This is a genomic window from Sorangium sp. So ce836 (genome assembly GCF_028553905.1).
Taxonomy (GTDB): Bacteria; Myxococcota_A; Polyangia; order Polyangiales; family Polyangiaceae; genus Sorangium; species Sorangium cellulosum_D.
On record NZ_CP102233.1, the window covers coordinates 7,715,315 to 7,736,022 of the forward strand.

Genomic DNA, 20,708 nt, shown 5'->3' on the forward strand with positions numbered 1-20,708 from the left:
GCAAACTCCTCCGTGTCCCGGTCGGATCGCCGGGCCTGGCGCGAGACCCGGACGGAAAGGGCTCCGAGGACAGCCCGGGTGAGCCGATGAGGCGCGCTCGATCCGGCTGCCACGCTGCCGTAACATGGCGGGTTCGTGATAGCCTGGCCGGACAAGCGGGGGGACGCCGCACGCGCACGTCCGGGGGGTACGTGGAGCGGGCCGGTGACCGGGAGAGCGGACGGACAGCGATGGGGGAGACCGCCGGACAGCCAGCCGGGTCGATGCGCTCATCCGGCAGGGGGTACGCGCAGATCGACGCGCCGGGCGGGCGGCTTTTGCGGATCAGCGGCTCGCTCTGCCGGCTGCTGGGCTACGCGGAGCGGGAGCTGCTCGGGAAGAGGCTGCTCGACCTGGCGCTGCCGGAGGACCGGACGAGCTCGCTGGCCGCATGGCGCTCGCTGCTCGAGGCCGGCGAGGAGGAGATCACGTTCGAGATGCGCTGCCGCTGCAAGGACGGCGGCGTCCGCTCGCTCCAGCTGACGGGCGTCTCCGTCGGTGATGCGCGCGACCGGCCGTATCGCGTGGTGGTGTTCGTCGAGGACATCACCGAGCGGAGCGTCGAGGAGCGGGCGCTCGCGGCGGAGCAGGCGCTGGCCGAGAGCGAGGCCAGGATGCAGCGGCTGTTCTACAGCAACATGGCGCCGATGGCGCTCTGGATGCCCGATGGGCGGATCGTCCAGGCGAACGAGGCGTATCTGCAGCTCGTGGGCTGCACGCGGGAGGAGCTCGCGGCCGGCCTGGTCCGCTGGGATTCCGACGTGATGCAGGAGGAGCGCCCCGCCGGCGATCGTGCGCGGGCGGAGCTTTTGTCGGGCCGGTGGACGTTCGCGCCGTTCGAGCGGACGTATGTGCGGCGCGACGGGACGCGGATAAGGATGCTCGTGAGCGGCTGTCTGCTGCCCGCGGGGCGGTTCGAGGACGGCGGCTTCGTGCTCGCGCTCGACATGACGGCGCTCCGGCGCGCGGAGGCGGCATTCCGGCAGAGCGAGCAGGTCTTCCGCGCCATCGGGGACTCCATCGATTACGGCATCTGGGTCACCGACCGCGAGGGCCGGAGCGCCTATGCCAGCGAGGCGTTCCTGCGCATGACGGGGTTGACCCAGGCGCACTGCTCGGAGGGCGGGTGGCTCGACGCGATCCACCCCGACGACCGGCACAAGGTGGCGACCTTCTGGCGGTGCCTGCAGACGGGCGAGCCGTACGAGAAAGAGCTCCGCTATCTCGGCGCGGACGGCGCCGTCCACCCGGCCCTCAACCGGGCCGTCCCGATCCGCGACGAGCGGGGCGAGATCACCGCTTGGGTCGGCCTGTGCCTGGACATCGGCCGGCTCAAGCGCACGGAGGAGGCGCTGCGCGAGAGCGAGCGCCGGCTCCGGGCGGCGCTCGACGACGCGAAGCGGGTCCTCGCCGAACGCGAGCGCCTGGAGGACGAGCTCCGCCGGCGCGAGCGCCAGCTGACGTCGCTCATGACGAACTCGCCCGACGTGATCTTCCGGCTCGACCCCGAGATGCGGTGCACGTTCGCGACGTCCGCCGTCGAGGCGGTGACCGGGTTCCCGCCCGAGTACTACCTCGGCAAACACGGCTTCGAGACCCTCCTTCCGAGGAATATGTGCGAGGCCAGCGAGACCGCGTGCCGCGAGGCGCAGAGGACGGGCAAGCAGCAACGCATCGAGTTCACCATGGGCGGGCGGAGATACCGGACGCGCTTCATCCCCGAGCTCGGTCCCGACGGCGCGGTGGAGTCGTTCATGGGGATTTGCGAGGACGTCACCGCGGAGCGGCTGGCCGAGGAAGAGCGCCAGAAGCTGCTCGAGAGCGAGCGCGCCGCCCGCGACGAGGCCGAGCGCGTCAGCCGGGTCAAGGACGACTTCGTCGCCACCCTCTCGCACGAGCTGCGCTCGCCCATCAACGCCATCCTCGGCTGGGCGCGCATCCTGCGCAGCCGGCCCCCGGAGCCGCAGGCCCTCGCGCGCGGGCTCGAGGTCATCGAGCGCAACGCGCGCCTGCAGGCCGACATGGTCTCCGAGCTGCTCGACATGAGCCGGATCGTGTCGGGAAAGCTGCGGCTCGACGTCCAGCCGGTCGACCTGCCCGCGGTCCTCCAGGGCGCGCTCGAGGCGGTCAAGCTCGCGGCCGAGGCCAAGGGCCTCGCGGTCGTCTCGAGCGTCGAGCCCGAGTCGCTCTCGCTCAAGGGGGACCCGGCCCGGCTCCAGCAGGTCGCCTGGAATCTCCTGTCGAACGCGGCGAAGTTCACGCCGGCCGGCGGGCGGATCGACGTCGCGCTGCGGCGCGCGGGCGCGCACGCCGAGCTGTCGGTGACCGACACCGGCCCGGGCATCGCCCCGCAGTTCCTGCCGCACCTGTTCGAGCGCTTCCGCCAGGCGGACGCGTCCTCGACGAGGAAGCACGGCGGGCTCGGCATCGGGCTCTCCATCGTCAAGCACCTGGTCGAGCTGCACGGCGGCACCGTGCACGTCGCCAGCCCGGGTGAGGGCCGGGGCGCGACCTTCACGGTCAAGCTGCCGCTCGCCGGCGTCTCGCCCCAGGCGCCCGGCGCGACGCAGCGGTCCCCCGCGGCCCGCACCGAGGCGGCGGCCGTCTACCCGGCGGACGAGCTCACCGGCGTGCGCGTCCTCGTGGTCGACGACCAGCCCGACGCCCGCGAGGTCGCCCAGCGCGTGCTGGAGGAGTGCGCCGCGCGCGTCACCACGGCCGGCTCGGCCGCCGAGGCGATCGCCATGCTGGAGCGCGAGCGCCCCGACGTGCTCGTCAGCGACCTCGGCATGCCGGGCGAGGACGGCTTCCAGCTCATCCGCAGGGTGCGCGACCTCGGCCCCGCGCGCGGGGGCGCGACGCCGGCCGTCGCCCTCAGCGCGCTGGCGCGGGCCGAGGACCGGGCGCGGGCGCTCGGCGCCGGCTACCAGGCCCACGTCGCCAAGCCGCTGGATCCGGCGGAGCTCGTGAGCGTGGTCGCGGCGCTCGCCAGGGCGCTCGCCAGGGAGCGGGCGACGGGGTGAGACGTGGTTGTTCCTGGGGAGCGCTTCGGATAGGTAGGGGTCTTTCCGGCGCCGTGCCGGGGGCGATCGCGAGCAGGCCATGGTCCAGCAGATCTCCGTGAAAGAGCTCTTTCTGAAGCTGAAGGCGGGGGAGCCCGTGATGCTCCTCGACGTGCGCACGCCCGGCGAGCACGAGATCGCGGCGCTGCCGGGCAGCACGCTGATCCCGCTGACCGAGCTCGCCGAGCGCGCGGACGAGGTCGCGGCCCCCGAGGGCGCGCTGATCGTCGCGTACTGCCACCACGGCGTCCGGAGCCTCTCGGCCGCCGCGATCCTCGAGAAGCTCGGCCACGCGCGCGTGGCCTCGCTCCAGGGCGGCATCGACGCGTGGTCGGTCCACATCGACGAGAGCGTCCCGCGGTACTGACGCGGAGGCCGAGCGTCGCGGCGCGCCCGAGGGGCGCGCGGGCAGGGCTAGTTGAGGGAGGCGGCGCCGAGCCGGAAGTAGAGCCTCCGGCGCGCGCCGCACGCGCTGCAGGCGACCTGCGCGACGCGGAGGCGGATGCCGTCCAGCGTCTCGGCCGTGTGGTCCTCCACGCGGAAGACGCCGCGGCAGCGCGGGCACGGGATCGACCGCGCGGCCACCTCGACCTGCGAGGCTGCGTCGAGCGCGATGGCGCGCTCCGGGGTGTGGCCCGGCTCGAGCAGCGCGAGCCGCTCGATGTCGCGGGTGAGCTTCTCCGCCGCGCGGTCGCCCGCGCGCCGGGCGGCGCGGGCCGAGAGCTTCTTCTTCGCCATGGGGTCTCCCTGCGCTCCGGGTCTACCAGCTACCGGTCGTCGCGGATCGCGGGCGCGGGGTCGTGAAGGGCCGGCGCCCTGGGGTCGCGCGCGGCGCTGCCCGGCGGGCGCGCCGGAGGGTGCGCCGGCTTGCGCAGCGCCCCGTCCAGCCGGGGGTCGAGGGGCGCCTTGGGCCCGGAGGCGGCGGACGAGGGAGCCGCGCCCGGCCCCGCCCCGCCGGCCGCGGCGGAGCCGGGGGGCTGCGCCGGAGCCGCCGTGCCCGCCGCGCCCTCCAGCGCCTCGCCGACCGACGCCGGGGCCTCGGGCTCGCCCGCGGCGTCGAGCGACGAGGCGTGGGCCGGCGCCTGCGAGGCCGGGCCGGACGGGAGGCCGACGTTCGACGAGCTCTCGGGGCGGCGGGACCAGAGCGTCACCCCGACCGCGACCGCGGCGGTCAGGGAGGCGGCCGCGGCGATGCGCGCGGCCGCGCGGCGGCGCTTGCGCAGCATGAGGGAGCTCTGCTGGCCGGGGCGGCGCTCGGTCACGACGGGCACGCTCCCGATGCTCTCCTCGCCGTTGGCCAGCGGGCGCGCCGCGAGCAGCCGGTAGGGCCAGGGCAGCGTGGGGCCGTCGTCGTGCGCCATCGTCAGCGTGGGGCCGTCCTCGCGCGCCATCGTCAGCGTGGGCCCGTCCTCGCGCGCCATCGTCAGCGTGGGGCCGTCCTCGCGCGCCATCATCAGCGTGGGCCCCTCGTCGCTGGAGACGGGCACCGAGGTGCGCTCGGCCGGCGCGGCGTCGCGGGTGCGGAGGGCGTCGGCCGCCGTGCCCGGGCTGGGCAGGGTCGTCACGGGGTCGCCGCCGCCGGGAGCGACCACGGTGGCGCGGCGGCTGAACCTCCCGTCGGGCTCATCGTCGGCGCCCGGGCGCGGCCAGGTCACCGTGGCGCCCTGGAAGCGCGCCGCGCCGGCGGGCGTGGTGCTGGCGGCGGGGTCGGGCGGGGGCGGCGGCAGCGAGGGGAAGGCCTTGCCCGCGGCGATCGCCTCGATCTGGTCGAGCGCGCGCGCCGAGTGCTCGGTGCCGTACGGGGCGAGCGCGCGCGACAGCTCCACGACGCTCTGGAGGCGCTGCTGCACGTCCTTCTCCAGGCAGCGCAGGATGACCTCCTCGAGGTGGACGGGCAGCTCCCACCGGTGCACGCGCGGCGGCCTGGGCGCGTCGGTGACGATGGCCACGAAGAGCGCCGAGACGGAGGGCGCGTCGAAGGGGAAGCGCGCGGTGAGGAGCTGGTAGAGGATGATCCCGAGCGCCCAGACGTCGGTGCGCGCGTCGACGTCCTTCGTGCAGCGCACCTGCTCGGGCGACATGTAGCAGGGGGAGCCGAGCATCATCTCCGACGCCGTGAGCTTCCCGTCCTCCTCGGCGGCGTCCTCGGCCGACTTGGAGAGGCCGAAGTCGAGCACCTTGACCACGGGGACGCCGCTCGGGCCGGACGTGAGGAAGAGGTTCCCCGGCTTCAGGTCGCGGTGGACGATGCCGCGCGCGTGCGCCTCCGCGACCGCCTCGCAGCTCTGGAGCACGTAGTCGACCGCCTCGGAGACGGGCAGAGGGCCGCGGGCGTCGAGCACCTGCTGGAGGTCGCGGCCGCGCAGGTGCTCCATGACGATGTACGGCAAGCCCAGCTCGGCCGTGCCCACGTCGATGACGCGGGCGACGTGCTCGCTCCGGATCGCCGCGGCGGCGCGCGCCTCGCGCAGGAAGCGGGCGCTCGCGCCCGGGAAGTCCTTGGCCCGCGGGAGGAGGAACTTGACCGCGACGCGCTGGCGCAGCGAGACGTGCTCTGCGACGAAGACGGCGCCCATGGATCCTCGGCCCAGGCTGCGCTCGAGGCGGTATCTCTGCGCGAAGACCTCACCTATTCTTGGGATGCCTGCGGCGGATGCGGGCGCATCCGGCTTCATGGCCCGACCTCCATCGGCTCACTATAGCCGCACCGGCGTCCATTTTGACGCGAAGATGCGGGCGTCAGGCGACGCCAGGCGGCGGCATACGGGGAAGGCGCAGCGCGTGCGCTGCGGTCGCACGGATTGCGTGGGTCGCGCCGGCGCGTGGCGCACGCCCTGCGCCGGACCACCGGAGGCTGCGCGCGGAGGGCAGCACGATCTTCGGGCGAGGCCGAGGAGCATGCGCCGCCTGTGAAGCGACCGATCGCAGCCGGCGCCGGGCGCGCGGGCTCACTCGTCACGGCCGTCGCTGCGGCCGATCGGAAGACGCCGCGTACGGAGGCGGCGATCCTCGAAGACAAGAACGCTTCCCTGGGCGAGGAGCGGCGCGCTCGGCTCCAGGTTGGCGAGGAGCAGCGCCGCTTGCTGATCTGGCCGCCGGTCGGTGCCTCGGCGGAAGAGGATCACCGAAGGCCGGTCTGTCCCGCGCACCGCGAGCAGCGTCCCGAAGTCGGCGTCCGCCGAGACGAGGACCCGATCTTCCCGAGCCGCGCACTCCATCACCTGCTCGTCGGGCGCCGCCGCCATCCCGTAGTCCCGCACATGCACGATCTCATGAAGCTGCGCGGAGCGGCAGCTCGCCGTCACGCACCGCCTCTGCGGCGTAGTGCAGCGCCTCGCGCACGCCTTCCCGCTCCAGATCCGGGTACGCCTCCAGGATCTCCTCCACGGTCAGGCCGTCCGCCATCATGCCGACCGCCGTCGCGACCGGGATGCGAAGGCCGCGGATGCAGGGGGCGCCGCCCATCTGCCCAGGATGAACCGTGATTCGCGAGAATTTCATGATGGTTCCCTCACCACGCATACGGCACGCATGAAACCGGCGCAACCAAGCGGCCCCTGCTCGCACTCCTGAAGCAGGCGCGCGCCTTCGGCGTCGGCGTCGTCCTCGCCACGCAGAACCCGATGGACCTCGACGACAAGGCGCTCCCCAACGCCGGCGCGTGGTTCGTGGGGCGTTCCTGGCCGAGACGCGCTTCAGCCTGTCCAGGCTGCGCGGCCCGGTCACCCGGCGCGAGATCGGCCGCCTCGTCCGCGGCATGTCCCCTCCCCCGCCCGCACCCGATCCGACACACGATTCTCTCGATTTGAGGGCCAAGCATCCAGTTTCCGCGGTCGATTTTCTCGATTCACGGACCAATCATCCAGGTCCGACAGTCGATTTTCTCGATTCGGACCAATCATCCAGGTATGACCGCCGATTTTCTAGATCACAGGCTCGTACATCCAGATCTGGCACGACCTACCCGCGCGCGGGGAACGCGGGGCTGGTCTACCGCTTGTCGCGGATCGGCTCCAGGCCCTCAGGGGGCGTCCGGCGGCGCCTCCTGAAGGAGCTTCACGAAGCCGGGGCGCGCCATCGCCTTCGCGTCGAACTTCGGCCAGACCGCGCGGTCGATGCGGCACAGCGAGGTGAGCGTCGTGCCCTCGAACGGCAGCACCGTGCAATGTCCGAGCGGCTCGAACCCGAGCACGGCGCGCCCGTCACGGTCGACGACCGGCTCGCCGAGCACCTCGTAGAGGTCGTGGGGACGAACGCCGTCGCCCGGTCCGAGGTGGAGGGATAGGTCCACGACCGTGCCTGCCTGGGCCGCGCTCCCCGGCGCGTCGTAGCCGCCCCAGCACTTGCCCGCGCGGAGCCGCGTGTCGGACTTGAATTCTGCGACGGGCAGGCCCTGTCCAGCGAGCGCTGCGTCGACAGGGCTCCTGGGACGGCAATACCACGTCACCGTGTTCTCGGTCGCCGAGACGACCTGGACGAGGCCGATGCGCAGGCGCGTGTCGTTGTGCAGGGGCTGGGGGTCGAGCACGTAGAGGAGCTCCCCGCGCTTGAAGCGGTCCGGAGGCGCCGTGAGGAAGAGATGGTCGCCGCGCGCGCGGAGGCTCGGCTCGGCGGCGGCCGGGGCGGGCGCGGCCACAGGAGCGGTCGCCAGCACGGGAGGTCGCCGCGCGGATGGGGTCGCGGGGACGGTGGCGCCGGAGGGCTCTCCTGCACAGGCGAGGTGGAGCGCAATGGCGAGGAGAGCAGGGGTCCGCGTGGGATGCATCAGGTGCGATATCCGCGGTGCGCGCGAGGTCATGGGGAGCAGAGAGACCACGTGATGGGCGTCTTCAACGTCACGGTCGCCACCCGGTCATCGCGGATGCAGCCGGGGCCTGACCCTTCGATACGGCACGTCGCCCGATGGCCTGCGAGCTCGGATTGCGGGCTCGCGGGCGACAGGCACGCTCGGCTGGCGCCCTGCGGGAGACGGCGATTCCCGAGGTCCAGCCTGCAGCGTTGGCCTTGGCAGGTCGCCGGCCCGGAGGTCGCGAGCTTCATGGGATCCACCGTGCCCCCCGCGTCCGCGGCGCTGGCCAGGGCGCTGGTACCCTTCGGGCGCGGTGGAGTCGTTCCCGGCTTGAGCGGCTGGCCGGGCGCGCCGGAATCCAGCGCAGCGGCATCGGTCCCGGCGTCGGCTGCGAGGTCACCCCCGCTGGGGCTTGCGGACGGTGCGGGCGTGCTCGGAAGTTCCGGTGCGGGCTTCGGTGGAGGCGGGGGCTCCGGCATGCGCGCGGCATAGAGCAGCACGAGCGCCAGCGCCGCGAGCTCCGCCACCGCGAGGCGGTAATGGTGGAACGTGAGCTCGATCCCGATGGTCGCCGCCAGGACCGCAGGCGCGACGAGCGAGGCACACTGCCGGGCGATCGGGTCAGGGTGGCTGTAGTGCACGAGCGGTGCGAGCGCCGACGCCGCGGCCAGGGCGCGCGCGGTCCACAGGAGCGCGCTCTTGCTTCGCGGCTCCGGCGCAGGCTGCGCGGCGGCCGGGGCCGCCTTCGGCGCGGGCTTCGCGGCGGCCGCGGGCGCCGGGGTGCCGGCCGCGCCGCGGATCGCGGCCAGGAGCTCGGGGACGAGCGCGTCGAGGCCGGCCTCGCCGTGCAATCGGACCCAGCGGCGGATGCGCAGCGCCGGCGGGAGCGGGGCGATGTCCTCGAGCAGGACGGGCAGGATCACGCCGTGACGCGCGTCTGGGTCGGAGAAGAGCGCGACGTGGCGCTCCACCGTGGCCCAGCCGGAATCGAGCGAGGCGCGCGAGACGAGGACGATGAGGTGCCGGCTGCTCTCGAGGCCTTTCTCGATCGCCGCCGTGATGTTGGCGCCGATCGGGATCTGCTGCTCGTCGATCCAGACGCGGAGGCCGGCATCGACCAGCCGCTCGTGGAGCGCGCGGGCGATGGGTTTGTCGGCCCAGCTATAGGAGAGGAAGGCGTCGAACGCGTGCTGTCCCGCTTCGCCTGGTGTGGCGTTGCCGTGCACAGGAGAAGGCGAGTCGGCGGGCGTCGGGTGGGAAGGGACGTCGGTCACGTGGCGGTCCAGAGGAGGGTCCGGCGACCGGGCGCGCTCCTGCGCTATCCGGGCAGCGGAGAGCAGGCTAACCGACCTTCTGGAGCGTGTGAAGTGCGCCACCTGGCGCCGGCAGCCGCCCGCAGGGACGCGCGGCCTCGGCGATCGGCCGCGCTGGGCTGGCCGCGGAGCCCGGGGGCGGTGGGCGTGGCTTCGCGGCGGTCGGAGGCCCACGGGACTGCCGCGGCGGCCTGATCTTCAGGGCGGGAGCGAGGCGAGCTGCTCCTCGAGCTCCTTCTCCTCGCGGGACATCTGGAGAACGCGGTAGAGGGCGATGGCTGCGGTCAAACGCGCGCGGGCGCTCGCGTGCTTGCCCTCGACGCGGTCGAAGATACCCAACCAGCTTAGACATTGGGCCTCGTACTCGGCGTAGCGGCGGACACGCGCCCGCTCGAGGGTCTCTTCGAGGCGTTGCCGGGCTTCGTCACGCTGCCCGGCACGGAAGTCGAGCACGGCCATGTTGATGCGCGTGGCGAGCTCCCCCTGCACATCCCCGATGCGCCGCTTGAGCTCCAGCGACTTTTCGTACTGCTTGCGCGCCTGGTCCACTCGCCCCTGCTGCGCTTCCAGCGCCGCGAGGTTGTGCAGCGTCGCCGCCTCCCCTGGCGCATCCCCGATGCGCCGCCTGAGCTCCAGCGACTTTTCGAGCTGCTGGCGCGCCTCGTCCACTCGCCCCTGCTGCGCTTCCAGCGCCGCCAGCGCATTCAGCGTCGCCGCCTCGCCGTGCACACCCCCGATGCGCCGCGATAGTTCCAGCGACTTTTCGTACTGCTGGCGCGCCTCGTCCACTCGCCCCTGCTGCGCTCCCAGCACCGCCAGCGCGTGCAGCGTCATCGCCTCGCTCTGCACATCCCCGATGCGCCGCGATAGCTCCAGCGACTTTTCGTACTGCTGGCGCGCCTCCTCCACTCGCCCCTGCTGCGCGTCCAGCACCGCCAGCAAGTGCAGCGTCGCCGCGTCCCCCTGCACATCCCCGATGCGCCGCTTGAGCTCCAGCGACTTTTCGAGCTGCTTGCGCGCCTCCTCCACTCGCCCCTGCTGCGCTCCCAGCACCGCCAGCGCGTGCAGCGTTGCCGCCTGCGCCTGCACATCCCCGATGCGCCGCGATAGCTCCAGCGACTTTTCGAGCTGCTTGCGCGCCTCGTCCACTCGCCCCTGCTGCGCGTCCAGTGAGGCGAACTCGTTGAGTGCAAATGCCAGCCCTCCGTCGTTCCCAGTCGCTTCGGCCCACTGCCGTAGGGCTCCGAGGTGCACCCGCGCCGCGTCGACCTTGCCTTCCCGGACATCAATGAGCGCCAGCTCCGCGCGCCCCAAGTGCTCCCAGCGCGCTGCGCCCGCCGTCCGCGCACGTCTTGTCAGCACGCTGGCCTGCTCCCGCGCCGCCACCGTCTGCCCCTGGGTGTACAGAGCATGAGCCAGCGACTTTCGCCCCCGCAGCTCGTCCTCGCCCTGCAGCACCCCCTGGCTCAGCGCCTTGCCGAGGTACACGCGTGCGTCGGCATACCGCTGGGCGTCGTACGCCACCGACCCCAGGATCGCCGCCGCCAGCGCCACAGGCTCCACCGGCCGCGCGCCCTTCAGGGTGAACCCGGCGTCGTCGAAGCTCCCCCACACCTCGTTGCCCCTGTACGCCGCCCGCTCCAGCCGCTCCGGATCCACCACCGTGAACCGCGGCAGCGCGCAGCCCATCTTGTCGCAGCGCATCGAGCCCCACACCACGATGTGCGCCCCGAACCGCTTGCCGATCGCCCGCGCCTCCGCATGCCCCTCCTCGTCCGACCGGTCCACCCGCACCCGCTGGCTGCCCTCGTAGCGCACCGTCAGCCCCTCCAGCCCAGCCGCCGCATTCCCGAGCTCGTTCGCGAGCTGCTTCGCAAATCCCCTCCCCGCCTTCGCCTCCCGCGTGTCCTGCTCGTCGGCAGGATCGAAGTTCACGACGAGGATCGACACCGGCGCGCCGGCGCCGAGCACCCCCGCGTCGGCCGCGCGGAGATAGACGACCGGCTGCCCCTCCCGCGCGGGGTCACCGTCGAGCGCAACCGCCCACGCGTGCAGCTCCCCGAGCTCCTTGACCTGCACGCGGCCCACGATCTCGTTCGCGTCCCGCGCCGACCGCACCGTGTAGACGTCGCCCTCCACCGCGCCGTCTGCCTTGCCCACGCCGAGCTGCACCCGCCCGCCGTCACCCCGCAGCACCCGGCCCACGTGCTTCCCGAGCTGCGGCCGCTCCTCCTTGCCGATCTTGCGCGCGCCAGCTCCGTCGAGCCGCGCGTCGGTCTGGTGCAGCACCATCACCCGCGCCACATCCGCGAGCGCCTCCACGAGCACCGCGATCGCGACCGGCCGCGCCACCGTCAACCCCGGTTGCGCCTGCGACAGCAGCACCCAGTCGCCCCGCTCCCAGCCGTGGCCCCGCGGCAGCCCCACCACGAACTGCCCGCCCTCGGCCGGCAGGCAGAACACCGGCTTGCCCGCCGCCGCCGGGCACGACGACAGCGGGGGCGACGTGGCCACAGCGGCAGGCGTCCTCGACGGGGGAGGCTGCACCGGCGCCGACCCAGCGCAGCCCAACGCAACCACCACCCCCATGGCGAGCCCCGCGCAGCTCCGCCGAACGCCGCGCACGCGCTTCGTCTTCATGCACCGGCTCCCGTGGACACGAGCCTACGCCTGCGGCCCACCGGGCTCAACAAGCAACCTGCGGAGCGAAGCAGCTGGAGCGCCACGGTCGCTCAGGATGCCCCGCTCCAGGAACGACCCTGGCGGCGGTCGACCTCGGCGGTCGCCAGCGCAGCCTCCGGATCGACGAGCTTGCCGGAGCTGCGCTCCATCGAGTCCCCGCGACGCATCATCGCTTGCGAGGGCGAGTCTTCTTTTTCACCTTCGTCGGTGTCCGCCGGCGGAGCAACTTCACGAGATCGGTCACGAGCTCCGGCGAGTCCAGCGCCTCGGCGAACTCACGAACCGTCGAGACAACCCACTTCTCGTCGACATCGGCATGCGCGCTCAGGATGGATTCGATGTCCACCATGTCCCGCGAGCGATGGGCTACGGCCTTCATGACGAGGAGATCCTCGGGCATGGGAAGCGGAACGCGAAGGGCGCCTAGATCCGTCGGAACCGCTCGACGAACCGCGCTCTCCTCGAACGGCAGGGCGCCCATCGAGAGGTCGATCGGAACGCCGGAGCGGTCGTGTCGAAGGAGAAGGACGCGGGAGCTGAGGGCGAACCCCAGCGCATCCGGGATGCGGGGAACGATTCCATGCCGCTCCCCATGGGCCAGGAAAGCGGGCCATTCGTCCTGGTTCGGAAGCCACGCGACGACATCCACGTCTCTCGTCGTGCGGGGCTTGCTCAGGATCGACACCGCGACCCCGCCGATGATCAGCATGGGGACGCGGGACGCCTCCGACCACGCGAGGAGCGCGCGCACCGCGCCCTCGAGCTCCGCCAGCGAGCGCCGCTCAGACACCAAGGCGCTCCGCGAGCAGGGTCCAGCGCCGGCGCACCTGTTCCACGTCTTTGTCCGCGTCGATCGAGCTATCCAGCGCGCGGGCCACGCCCATGAGCATGGCGAGGTCGCGGAACTTTTCGGCCGGAGACATCGCCGCGAGCTCTGCCTGCTCGACCTCCACGACCATCTCCCAGCGCTTCTTATAGGCCCGGATGTCGTCCGCGTTCATGCGTCGATCCTACCACCTGAGACACGCTCGACGTCAGATCGTCGATTTCTCTCCAGATTCGCTCGCCGCGCGCAGGCTGCGCCCGCTCCGCCCGCACGGGACGCGCGCCCTCTCGGCGATCGGCCGCGCTGTGCTGGCCACGGAGCCAAGGGCGCCATGCACGACGCGGCGACGGTCCGAGACGCGCGGGACTGGCCGCAGCGGCCTGATCTTCAGGGCGGGAGCGAGGCGAGCTGCTCTTCGAGCTCCTTCACCTCGCGGGGCATCCGGAGACCACGGTAGAGGGCGATGGCCGCGGTCCACCGCGTGCGAGCGCTCGCGTGCTTGCCCACCTCACGGTCGACGATACCGAGCCAGTCGAGGCACCGGGCCTCGTACTCGACGTGGCGGAGGGCACGCGCTCGTTCGAGGGTCTCCTCGAGGTGCTGCCGGGCTTCGTTGTGCCGCCTGCCACGGAAGTCGAGCACGGCCATGTTGATGCGCGTGGCGAGCTCCCCCTGCACATTCCCGATGCGCCGCTCGATCTCCAGCGACTTTTCGAACTGCTTGCGCGCCTCGTCCACTCGCCCCTGCTGCGCTTCCAGCACCGCGAGCTCGTGCAGCGTCGCCGCCTCCCCCTGCACATCCCCGATGCGCCGCTCGAGCTCCAGCGACTTTTCGTACTGCTTGCGCGTCTCGTCCACTCGCCCCTGCTGCGCTTCCAGCCCCGCGAGCTGGTGCAGCGTCGCCGCCTCCCCCTGCACATTCCCGATGCGCCGCTTGAGCTCCAGCGACTTTTCGTACTGCTTGCGCGCCTCGTCCACTCGCCCCTGCTGCGCTTCCAGCACCGCGAGCTGGTGCAGCGTCGCCGCCTCCCCCTGCACATTCCCGATGCGCCGCTTGAGCTCCAGCGACTTTTCGTACTGCTTGCGCGCCTCGTCCACTCGCCCCTGCTGCGCTTCCAGCACCGCGAGCTGGTGCAGCGTCGCCGCCTCCCCCTGCACATCCCCGATGCGCCGCTCGAGCTCCAGCGACTTTTCGTACTGCTTGCGCGCCTCGTCCACTCGCCCCTGCTGCGCTTCCAGCACCGCGAGCTCGTGCAGCGCAAACCCGAGCATCCCCTCGTCTCCGGCCGCTTCGGACCACTGCCGTATTGCGCCGAGGTGCGCCCGCGCCGCGTCGACCTTGCCTTCCCGGAAGTCGATGCGCGCCAGCGCCGCGCGCCCCGATTGCTCCCAGCGCGCTGCGCCCAGCGTCCGCGCACGTTTCATCAGCACGCTGGCCTGCTCCCGCGCCGCCACCGTCTGCCCCTCGGTGTACAGAGCATGAGCCAGCGACTTTCGCCCCCGCAGCTCGTCCTCGCCCTGCAGCACCCCCTGGCTCAGCGCCTTGCCGAGGTACACGCGTGCGTCGGCATACCGCTGGGCGTCGTACGCCACCGACCCCAGGATCGCCGCCGCCAGCGCCACAGGCTCCACCGGCCGCGCGCCCTTCAGGGTGAACCCGGCGTCGTCGAAGCTCCCCCACACCTCGTTGCCCCTGTACGCCGCCCGCTCCAGCCGCTCCGGATCCACCACCGTGAACCGCGGCAGCGCGCAGCCCATCTTGTCGCAGCGCATCGAGCCCCACACCACGATGTGCGCCCCGAACCGCTTGCCGATCGCCCGCGCCTCCGCATGCCCCTCCTCGTCCGACCGGTCCACCCGCACCCGCTGGCTGCCCTCGTAGCGCACCGTCAGCCCCTCCAGCCCAGCCGCCGCATTCCCGAGCTCGTTCGCGAGCTGCTTCGCAAATCCCCTCCCCGCCTTCGCCTCCCGCGTGTCCTGCTCGTCGGCAGGATCGAAGTTCACGACGAGGATCGACACCGGCGCGCCGGCGCCGAGCACCCCCGCGTCGGCCGCGCGGAGATAGACGACCGGCTGCCCCTCCCGCGCGGGGTCACCGTCGAGCGCAACCGCCCACGCGTGCAGCTCCCCGAGCTCCTTGACCTGCACGCGGCCCACGATCTCGTTCGCGTCCCGCGCCGACCGCACCGTGTAGACGTCGCCCTCCACCGCGCCGTCTGCCTTGCCCACGCCGAGCTGCACCCGCCCGCCGTCACCCCGCAGCACCCGGCCCACGTGCTTCCCGAGCTGCGGCCGCTCCTCCTTGCCGATCTTGCGCGCGCCAGCTCCGTCGAGCCGCGCGTCGGTCTGGTGCAGCACCATCACCCGCGCCACATCCGCGAGCGCCTCCACGAGCACCGCGATCGCGACCGGCCGCGCCACCGTCAACCCCGGTTGCGCCTGCGACAGCAGCACCCAGTCGCCCCGCTCCCAGCCGTGGCCCCGCGGCAGCCCCACCACGAACTGCCCGCCCTCGGCCGGCAGGCAGAACACCGGCTTGCCCGCCGCCGCCGGGCACGACGACAGCGGGGGCGACGTGGCCACAGCGGCAGGCGTCCTCGACGGGGGAGGCTGCACCGGCGCCGACCCAGCGCAGCCCAACGCAACCACCACCCCCATGGCGAGCCCCGCGCAGCTCCGCCGAACGCCGCGCACGCGCTTCGTCTTCATGCACCGGCTCCCGTGGACACGAGCCTACGCCTGCGGCCCACCGGGCTCAACAAGCAAGCCGGCGCCTCCCGCGACCGCCGTCGCGCGATCGCTCCTGACAGCTCGCCGCCGGGAGCAAGCCTGCCGCGACCAACAGCCCTTTGTGCTCGTTGCACAGGACGCAAGAGAGGGCGAGATTCTCAGGTAGGGTCGCGCCACCATGCTTCACGCGACGATGTGATCGACCTCGTGCGCCGCCAGGGTCACCTGCTCCGGGATGAGGCAGTGCTCGCAGTGGTCCCCAGCCCGCTCGCCGACGAGCCGCCGCAAGGCGGCCGGGAGTTGCGTCGGGATCACCCGTCCTTGAGCTCCAGCGTGGTGTTCGCCTTCGCGATCCGTACGAGGTGCTCGACGTCGTCGATCCGCTCCCGCTCGCCCTCCCCGCCCCCTCCAGCATTGCGACGTCGCGCCCGCCGTGGCACGAGCGCGCCCTCATGCCGACCCGCCCCTTCGCCCTGGGCCGCTCTCGCCCACTCTCGGGGGATCCCGGCGCCGCCGCCGCGCGCCCGCTCGAGCTCCCCGCGCATCACCTCGTGACCCACGGCGTGGTCGTCGGCATGACCGGCAGCGGCAAGACCGGGCTCGTCATGGTCCTCGTCGAGGAGGCGCTGCGCTCGGGCGTCCCGGTGCTCATGGTCGACGTGAAGGGCGACCTGCCCAACCTGCTCTTCACCTTCCCGGAGCTCTCCCCGGTCGAGTTCGAGCCCTGGGTCGACCCCGCGGCGGCCGCGCGCGACGGCCGCGGCACGGCCGACGTCGCCGCCGAGCTCGCGGCGCGGTGGCGCGCAGGGCTCGCCGGCTCGGGGCTCGGGCCGGCCGACGTCGCCGCGCTCCGCGCCCGCATGGCGCCGCGCCTGCTCACGCCGGGCACCACGGCGGGCGAGCCGATCCACGTGCTGTCGGCGCTGGAGACGCCCTCGTCGCTCTGGGACGAGGACGAGGAGGCCGCCCGCGAGGCGCTCTCGGCCTCGCTGTCGCTCCTGCTCCGGCTCGTCGGGCGCGACCCGGATCCGGCGCGGAGCCGCGAGCACGTGCTGCTCGCGCACCTCGCCGAGCGGCGGCTGCGCGAGCGCCGGGCCGCGGGGCTCGAGGAGCTGCTCGCCGACCTCGCCGCGCCGCCGATCGCCGCGGTGGGCGCCCTCGACGTCGACGAGTTCTTCGCCCCGAAGGAGCGGCAGGCGCTCGCGCGCGAGCTCAACACCCTGCTCGCCTCCCCCACGTTCGCGACGTGGCGCAAGGGCGCGCCGCTCGACGTCGCGGGGTGGCTCGCGCCGGACGCCCAGAGCGGCAAGACGCCCGCGGTGATCGTGAGCGTCGCGCACCTGGAGGACGACGAGCGGCTCCTCGTCCTCGGGCTGCTGTTCGATCAGCTGCTCTCGTGGATGCGCGGCCTCTCCGGCACGAGCGACCTGCGCGCCCTCGTGGTCTTCGACGAGGTGTTCGGGTTCCTGCCCCCGCACCCCGCGAACCCGCCCACGAAGCGGCCGCTGCTCGCGCTCCTGAAGCAGGCGCGCGCCTTCGGGGTCGGCGTCGTCCTCGCCACGCAGAACCCGATGGACCTCGACTACAAGGCGCTCTCCAACGCCGGCGCGTGGTTCGTGGGGCGGCTGCAGACCGACGCCGACCGCGAGCGCGTCGTCGAGGGGCTCTCGGGCGCGGACGGGGGCGCCGGCGGCGTCGACGCCGCGGCGCTGTCGGCCACCCTGAAGGCGCTCCCCCCGCGCACGTTCTTCGTGCGCGACGTCCACATGCAGCCGCCGTCGTTCCTGGCCGAGACGCGGTTCAGCCTGTCGTGGCTGCGCGGCCCGGTCACCCGGCGCGAGATCGGCCGCCTCGTCCGGGGCGTGTCCCCTCCCCCGCCCGCGCCGCCGCCGGCCGCGCCGCCGTCCGCCTCGCCGGCGCCGCACGCCGCGTCCGGACCGCCGCCCGCCGCCCCCGCGCCCCCGGCCGCGAGCGCCCCCGCGGCGAGGTCGCCCGCGCCGCTCTCGCCCCCGCCGCCCGTGGGCCCGGGCGGCACGGTCGTCCTCGACCCGCGCCGCGCGCCGCCCGTCCCGGCCTCGCACGCCGCGCGGCGCGGCGAGGCCGCCCGCGCGAGCGCCGGGGCCGCGGCGCCGGCCTCGCCGCCGCCCCCCGCGTCGCCGGCCGCGCCGCCGGCGCCGCCCGAAGGCTGGCGGAGCCTCTACGCGCACGCCCCGGCCGCCGCCCCGGAGGGCTTCCGTTACATCCCCTGGGTGGCGTGCTCGGTCGTCGCCCACCTGCGCGACGCGAAGCTCGGCATCGCCCTCAACCAGACCCAGCTCCTCGCCGCCCCGCTGCTGCCCGACGGCCGGCCGGATCTGTCGCGCGTCACCCGGCTCGACCCCGCGCTGCTGTCCCCCTCGCCCGCGGCGGGCGCCCGCTTCGCCGCGCTGCCCGCCCCGCTCGCGAAGCGCGCCGCCGCGCAGGCCGCGGCGCGCGCGCTCCGGGAGCACGCCTACCGCACGACCGAGGCCGCGGTGGCCGTCCACCGGGAGCTCGGGCTCGCGCAGGCCGAGGGCGAGCCGCTCGAGGCGTTCGCCGCCCGCTGCCGCGCCGCCGCGGCCCGGCTCGCCGCGGCCGAGCGGCAGCAGGTGATCGGCCGGTTCGCGCCCAGGATCGCGCGCCTCGGCGAGCGCATCGCCGCCGCGAAGGCGCGGTACGACCAGGCCGAGGCCGAGGTGGCCGCGCTCCCCGGCGCGGTGGGCGCGGCGCTGCTCGGGCTCGTCGCCGGCCGGGAGACCGCGCGGCGCGCCGGGACCCAGCGCGACCGGGCCACGGCGAAGCTCGAGCGCGCGCGAGCGGAGTGGACCGAGGCGGACGCCGCGCTCCGCGACCTCCACGCCGCCCAGGCCGCCGAGCTCTCCGCGCTGGAGCAGCTCCCCCACCGCGCCGCCGAGGGCATCGAGACGAAGCGCCTCGTCCCCAGGAAGAACGACGTCGAGGTCGCCTTCGTCGCGCTCGCGTGGGCCGCGACGCTCGCCGGCACGGCGTGAGCCCTCCCCGAGCGCATCGGTCACGTCGACCGACCGAGAGCTGAACCGCCAAGGACGCCACGAAGAGAGCGAGATCCTGGCGTCCGCGGGCGTCGTCGGGGAGCGGCCCGCCCGCTCGCAGCGCCGCCCGCCGAGGTCTGCCCCTCAGGGCTTGTCCGTTCCGCGCGACGACGCCATCAAGTCGTCCACGAACCGGCGCATCAGGCGCACCAGGTCACTGAAGTCTTCCTCGCTCCATTTGGCGAGGATCGGGGCCGCGAGCCTCTGACGCGCGGCGTCCAAGGCGTCCGTCATCTGCCGCCCGTTGTCGGTGATCACCGCCTCATGGACGCGGCGATCGGCTGGGCTGGGTCGACGTTCGATCAGCCCCAGGCTCTCGAGCTTCGCGACCTGGCGGCTGACGGTCGTGTAATCGCGCCCGGCTCGGTCCGAGAGCTCGACCACGCCGATCGGCCCGAAGCGCTCGATCCCCACCAGCAGCTGAAAGAGGGCTCGATCCAGGGAGAGGCCCGCCTCCGCGAGCAGCGCCTGATCGCGCTGCGGCAGGTTCATGACCGCGATCAGATCGACCATGGCTCCGTGGAGCTCGCGGAGCTTCTTTTTTGAGATGCGTGTAGTTTGCACAAATTCTCTTGACGGTTCGGGGGCGCGAACATATGCATTATACACGTATCTGAAACGCGGTTCAAGAAAGCGGGGCTCGCCGTGGAACCTCATTTTTCGACGGATGTACTGATCGTTGGCGCAGGTGCTGCCGGGTTGACCCTGGCCATTGAGCTCGCCCGTCGGGGCGTCGCGCTCCGGCTCATCGACAGGCTGGACGGGCCGTTTCCCGGCTCGCGCGGCAAAGGGATCCAGCCGCGCAGCCAGGAGGTGTTCGAGGATCTGGGCATCCTCGACCGCGTCGTTGCGGCCGGCGGCATGTACCCACCCCCGCGGGAGTATCGCGACGACGGAGGCTACGAGGAGTCGCCGCTCATGGAGCCTCAGGACCCGACGCCTGGCGAGCCCTATCTTCTGCCGCTGCTCGTGCCCCAGTTCCTGACCGAGGCCGCGATGCGCGAGCGTCTGGCGGAGCTCGGGAGCGCGCCGGAGTTCGGCCGCGAGCTGAAGAGCCTCGAGCAGGATGGCGAGGGCGTCACCGCCCGCGTCGCTGGCCCGAGGGGCGAGGAGACCGTCCGCGCCCGCTATCTCGTCGGAGCGGACGGCGGCCGCAGCGTCGTACGGCACGCGCTCGCGATCGACTTTCCAGGCAAGACCATGGGGGTGCGCGCCGTCGTCGCCGACGTCGTCCTGGATGGGCTCAGCAGGGACGCCTGGCATCGCTTCAACAAACAGTCGATGGAAAAGCAGATGTCGCTGTGCCCGCTCGTCGGCACCGACATGTTCCAGTTGCAGGCGCCGATTCCTCTGGAGGGCGATGTCGATCTCTCCGCGGAAGGCCTCACAGCGATGGTCGCGGGCCGCACGGGCCGAGGCGACATCGTGATCCGTTCGGTGTCCTGGGCCTCCGCCTATACCATGAACGCGCGCCTCGCCGACCGTTACCGGGACGGGCGCGTCTTCCTCGTCGGCGACGCCGCGCATATCCACCCGCCGACGGGCGGGCAGGGCCTCAATACGAGCGTGCAGGACGCCTACAACCTCGGCTGGAAGCTCGCCTCCGTTCTGGCGGGTGCGCCGGAGGCGCTGCTCGCGACCTACGAGGAGGAGCGCCGGCCGATCGCCGCAGAGGTGCTCGGCCTGACGACGCAGCTGCTGGAGGCGGCCAAGCGAGGCGTCATGCGCCGCGGTCGCGAGGTGCATCAGCTCGATCTGGGATACCCGAAGTCGTCGCTGGCCATGGAAACGCCGAAGCGCAGCGGCGGCATCCTCGCGGGCCACCGGGCGCCGGACGCGCCCGTCCGCGGCGTGGCGGGGATGCCGACACGGCTCTTCAAGCTCTTCCAGGGTCCGCATTGGACCTTGCTGGGTTACGGGGTGGACCGGCTCTCGGCCGTCGAGCCGCGCCCCGGGCTTCACATCCACGCCGTCGGGCCGCACGGCGACATCGTCGATGATGGCGGCCATCTCCGCGCTGCCTACGGCGTGTCGCCCGGCGACTGGGTGCTCGTCCGGCCGGACGGATATATCGGCGCCATCGTGTCGTCCGATCATGCGCCGGCGCTGGAAGCCTACCTTGCCAGCGTCGGCCTCCCATCGCGGGGATGACGAGGACGAGGGCGCGCTCTCGTCACG

General features: G+C 73.2%; 17 protein-coding genes. 4 read left to right on the forward strand and 13 right to left on the reverse strand.

Annotated elements, in window-relative coordinates:
• The first annotated feature begins 263 nt into the window (after positions 1–263).
• Both NQZ70_RS27715 and NQZ70_RS27720 read left to right on the forward strand, forming a co-directional pair.
• On the forward strand, positions 264–3,062 hold the full coding sequence (locus NQZ70_RS27715; RefSeq protein WP_129576890.1) for a PAS domain S-box protein: 2,799 nt from the start codon (positions 264–266) through the stop codon (positions 3,060–3,062).
• A 79-nt stretch (positions 3,063–3,141) separates the two neighbouring features.
• Positions 3,142–3,468, forward strand: a complete 327-nt coding sequence (locus tag NQZ70_RS27720; protein WP_129576891.1) for a rhodanese-like domain-containing protein — start codon at positions 3,142–3,144, stop codon at positions 3,466–3,468.
• Positions 3,469–3,515: 47 nt separating this feature from the next.
• On the opposite strand, the gene NQZ70_RS27725 is transcribed toward NQZ70_RS27720, so the two are convergent.
• The 12 genes from NQZ70_RS27725 to NQZ70_RS27780 form a co-directional block, all read right to left on the reverse strand.
• Positions 3,516–3,839: a hypothetical protein gene (locus tag NQZ70_RS27725; protein WP_129576892.1), complete on the reverse strand. Its 324-nt coding sequence runs from the start codon at positions 3,837–3,839 to the stop codon at positions 3,516–3,518.
• 29 nt (positions 3,840–3,868) lie between these two features.
• Positions 3,869–5,776, reverse strand: coding sequence for a serine/threonine-protein kinase (locus NQZ70_RS27730; RefSeq protein ID WP_272825832.1), 1,908 nt, complete (start codon positions 5,774–5,776; stop codon positions 3,869–3,871).
• A 273-nt stretch (positions 5,777–6,049) separates the two neighbouring features.
• Positions 6,050–6,367 carry a DUF5615 family PIN-like protein gene (locus NQZ70_RS27735; RefSeq protein WP_237244116.1) on the reverse strand — a complete coding sequence of 106 codons (318 nt, stop codon included), beginning with the start codon at positions 6,365–6,367 and terminating at the stop codon, positions 6,050–6,052.
• 4 nt (positions 6,368–6,371) lie between these two features.
• Positions 6,372–6,602, reverse strand: coding sequence for a DUF433 domain-containing protein (locus tag NQZ70_RS27740; RefSeq protein ID WP_129576894.1), 231 nt, complete (start codon positions 6,600–6,602; stop codon positions 6,372–6,374).
• A gap of 520 nt (positions 6,603–7,122) precedes the next feature.
• Positions 7,123–7,755: a hypothetical protein gene (locus NQZ70_RS27745; RefSeq protein WP_129576895.1), complete on the reverse strand. Its 633-nt coding sequence runs from the start codon at positions 7,753–7,755 to the stop codon at positions 7,123–7,125.
• A gap of 140 nt (positions 7,756–7,895) precedes the next feature.
• Positions 7,896–9,164 (reverse strand): toll/interleukin-1 receptor domain-containing protein, encoded by a 1,269-nt coding sequence (locus NQZ70_RS27750; RefSeq protein ID WP_165374199.1) that lies wholly within the window; start codon positions 9,162–9,164, stop codon positions 7,896–7,898.
• A gap of 237 nt (positions 9,165–9,401) precedes the next feature.
• Positions 9,402–11,717, reverse strand: a complete 2,316-nt coding sequence (locus tag NQZ70_RS27755) for a lipopolysaccharide assembly protein LapB (protein ID WP_207217494.1) — start codon at positions 11,715–11,717, stop codon at positions 9,402–9,404.
• Between the two features lie 334 nt (positions 11,718–12,051).
• Positions 12,052–12,675, reverse strand: coding sequence for a nucleotidyl transferase AbiEii/AbiGii toxin family protein (locus NQZ70_RS27760; protein WP_129576898.1), 624 nt, complete (start codon positions 12,673–12,675; stop codon positions 12,052–12,054).
• The gene (locus NQZ70_RS27765; protein ID WP_129576899.1) at positions 12,668–12,886 is read right to left on the reverse strand and encodes a hypothetical protein; all 219 of its coding nucleotides are present in this window, start codon (positions 12,884–12,886) and stop codon (positions 12,668–12,670) included. Before NQZ70_RS27765 ends, NQZ70_RS27760 begins: the two co-directional genes overlap by 8 nt.
• Before the next feature lie 212 nt (positions 12,887–13,098).
• Positions 13,099–15,294: a tetratricopeptide repeat protein gene (locus NQZ70_RS27770; protein ID WP_129576900.1), complete on the reverse strand. Its 2,196-nt coding sequence runs from the start codon at positions 15,292–15,294 to the stop codon at positions 13,099–13,101.
• A gap of 330 nt (positions 15,295–15,624) precedes the next feature.
• A complete protein-coding gene (locus NQZ70_RS27775) occupies positions 15,625–15,756 on the reverse strand; it encodes a hypothetical protein (RefSeq protein ID WP_257792725.1) in 132 nt (43 codons plus the stop codon).
• Positions 15,753–15,881, reverse strand: coding sequence for a hypothetical protein (locus NQZ70_RS27780; RefSeq protein WP_257792726.1), 129 nt, complete (start codon positions 15,879–15,881; stop codon positions 15,753–15,755). The genes NQZ70_RS27775 and NQZ70_RS27780 overlap by 4 nt, the downstream gene beginning before the upstream one ends.
• Before the next feature lie 12 nt (positions 15,882–15,893).
• Between NQZ70_RS27780 and NQZ70_RS27785 the strand changes: the two genes are divergently transcribed.
• Complete coding sequence (locus tag NQZ70_RS27785; RefSeq protein ID WP_272825835.1) at positions 15,894–18,470, forward strand: ATP-binding protein; 2,577 nt, start codon at positions 15,894–15,896, stop codon at positions 18,468–18,470.
• Positions 18,471–18,614: 144 nt separating this feature from the next.
• On the opposite strand, the gene NQZ70_RS27790 is transcribed toward NQZ70_RS27785, so the two are convergent.
• Positions 18,615–19,043 carry a MarR family winged helix-turn-helix transcriptional regulator gene (locus NQZ70_RS27790; protein ID WP_207217495.1) on the reverse strand — a complete coding sequence of 143 codons (429 nt, stop codon included), beginning with the start codon at positions 19,041–19,043 and terminating at the stop codon, positions 18,615–18,617.
• A gap of 132 nt (positions 19,044–19,175) precedes the next feature.
• On the opposite strand from NQZ70_RS27790, the gene NQZ70_RS27795 reads away from it, so the two are divergent.
• The gene (locus NQZ70_RS27795; protein ID WP_129576903.1) at positions 19,176–20,681 is read left to right on the forward strand and encodes an FAD-dependent oxidoreductase; all 1,506 of its coding nucleotides are present in this window, start codon (positions 19,176–19,178) and stop codon (positions 20,679–20,681) included.
• Positions 20,682–20,708: the final 27 nt, after the last annotated feature.

Excerpts from the sequence above, each read along its gene's own strand:
- NQZ70_RS27715 (WP_129576890.1), top strand. The coding sequence starts at position 264 with ATGCGCTCATCCGGCAGGGGGTACGCGCAGATCGACGCGCCGGGCGGG.
- NQZ70_RS27720 (WP_129576891.1), top strand. The coding sequence starts at position 3,142 with ATGGTCCAGCAGATCTCCGTGAAAGAGCTCTTTCTGAAGCTGAAGGCG.
- NQZ70_RS27725 (WP_129576892.1), bottom strand. The coding sequence starts at position 3,839 with ATGGCGAAGAAGAAGCTCTCGGCCCGCGCCGCCCGGCGCGCGGGCGAC.
- NQZ70_RS27730 (WP_272825832.1), bottom strand. The coding sequence starts at position 5,776 with ATGAAGCCGGATGCGCCCGCATCCGCCGCAGGCATCCCAAGAATAGGT.
- NQZ70_RS27740 (WP_129576894.1), bottom strand. The coding sequence starts at position 6,602 with ATGAAATTCTCGCGAATCACGGTTCATCCTGGGCAGATGGGCGGCGCC.
- NQZ70_RS27765 (WP_129576899.1), bottom strand. The coding sequence starts at position 12,886 with ATGAACGCGGACGACATCCGGGCCTATAAGAAGCGCTGGGAGATGGTC.
- NQZ70_RS27785 (WP_272825835.1), top strand. The coding sequence starts at position 15,894 with ATGCCGACCCGCCCCTTCGCCCTGGGCCGCTCTCGCCCACTCTCGGGG.
- NQZ70_RS27790 (WP_207217495.1), bottom strand. The coding sequence starts at position 19,043 with ATGGTCGATCTGATCGCGGTCATGAACCTGCCGCAGCGCGATCAGGCG.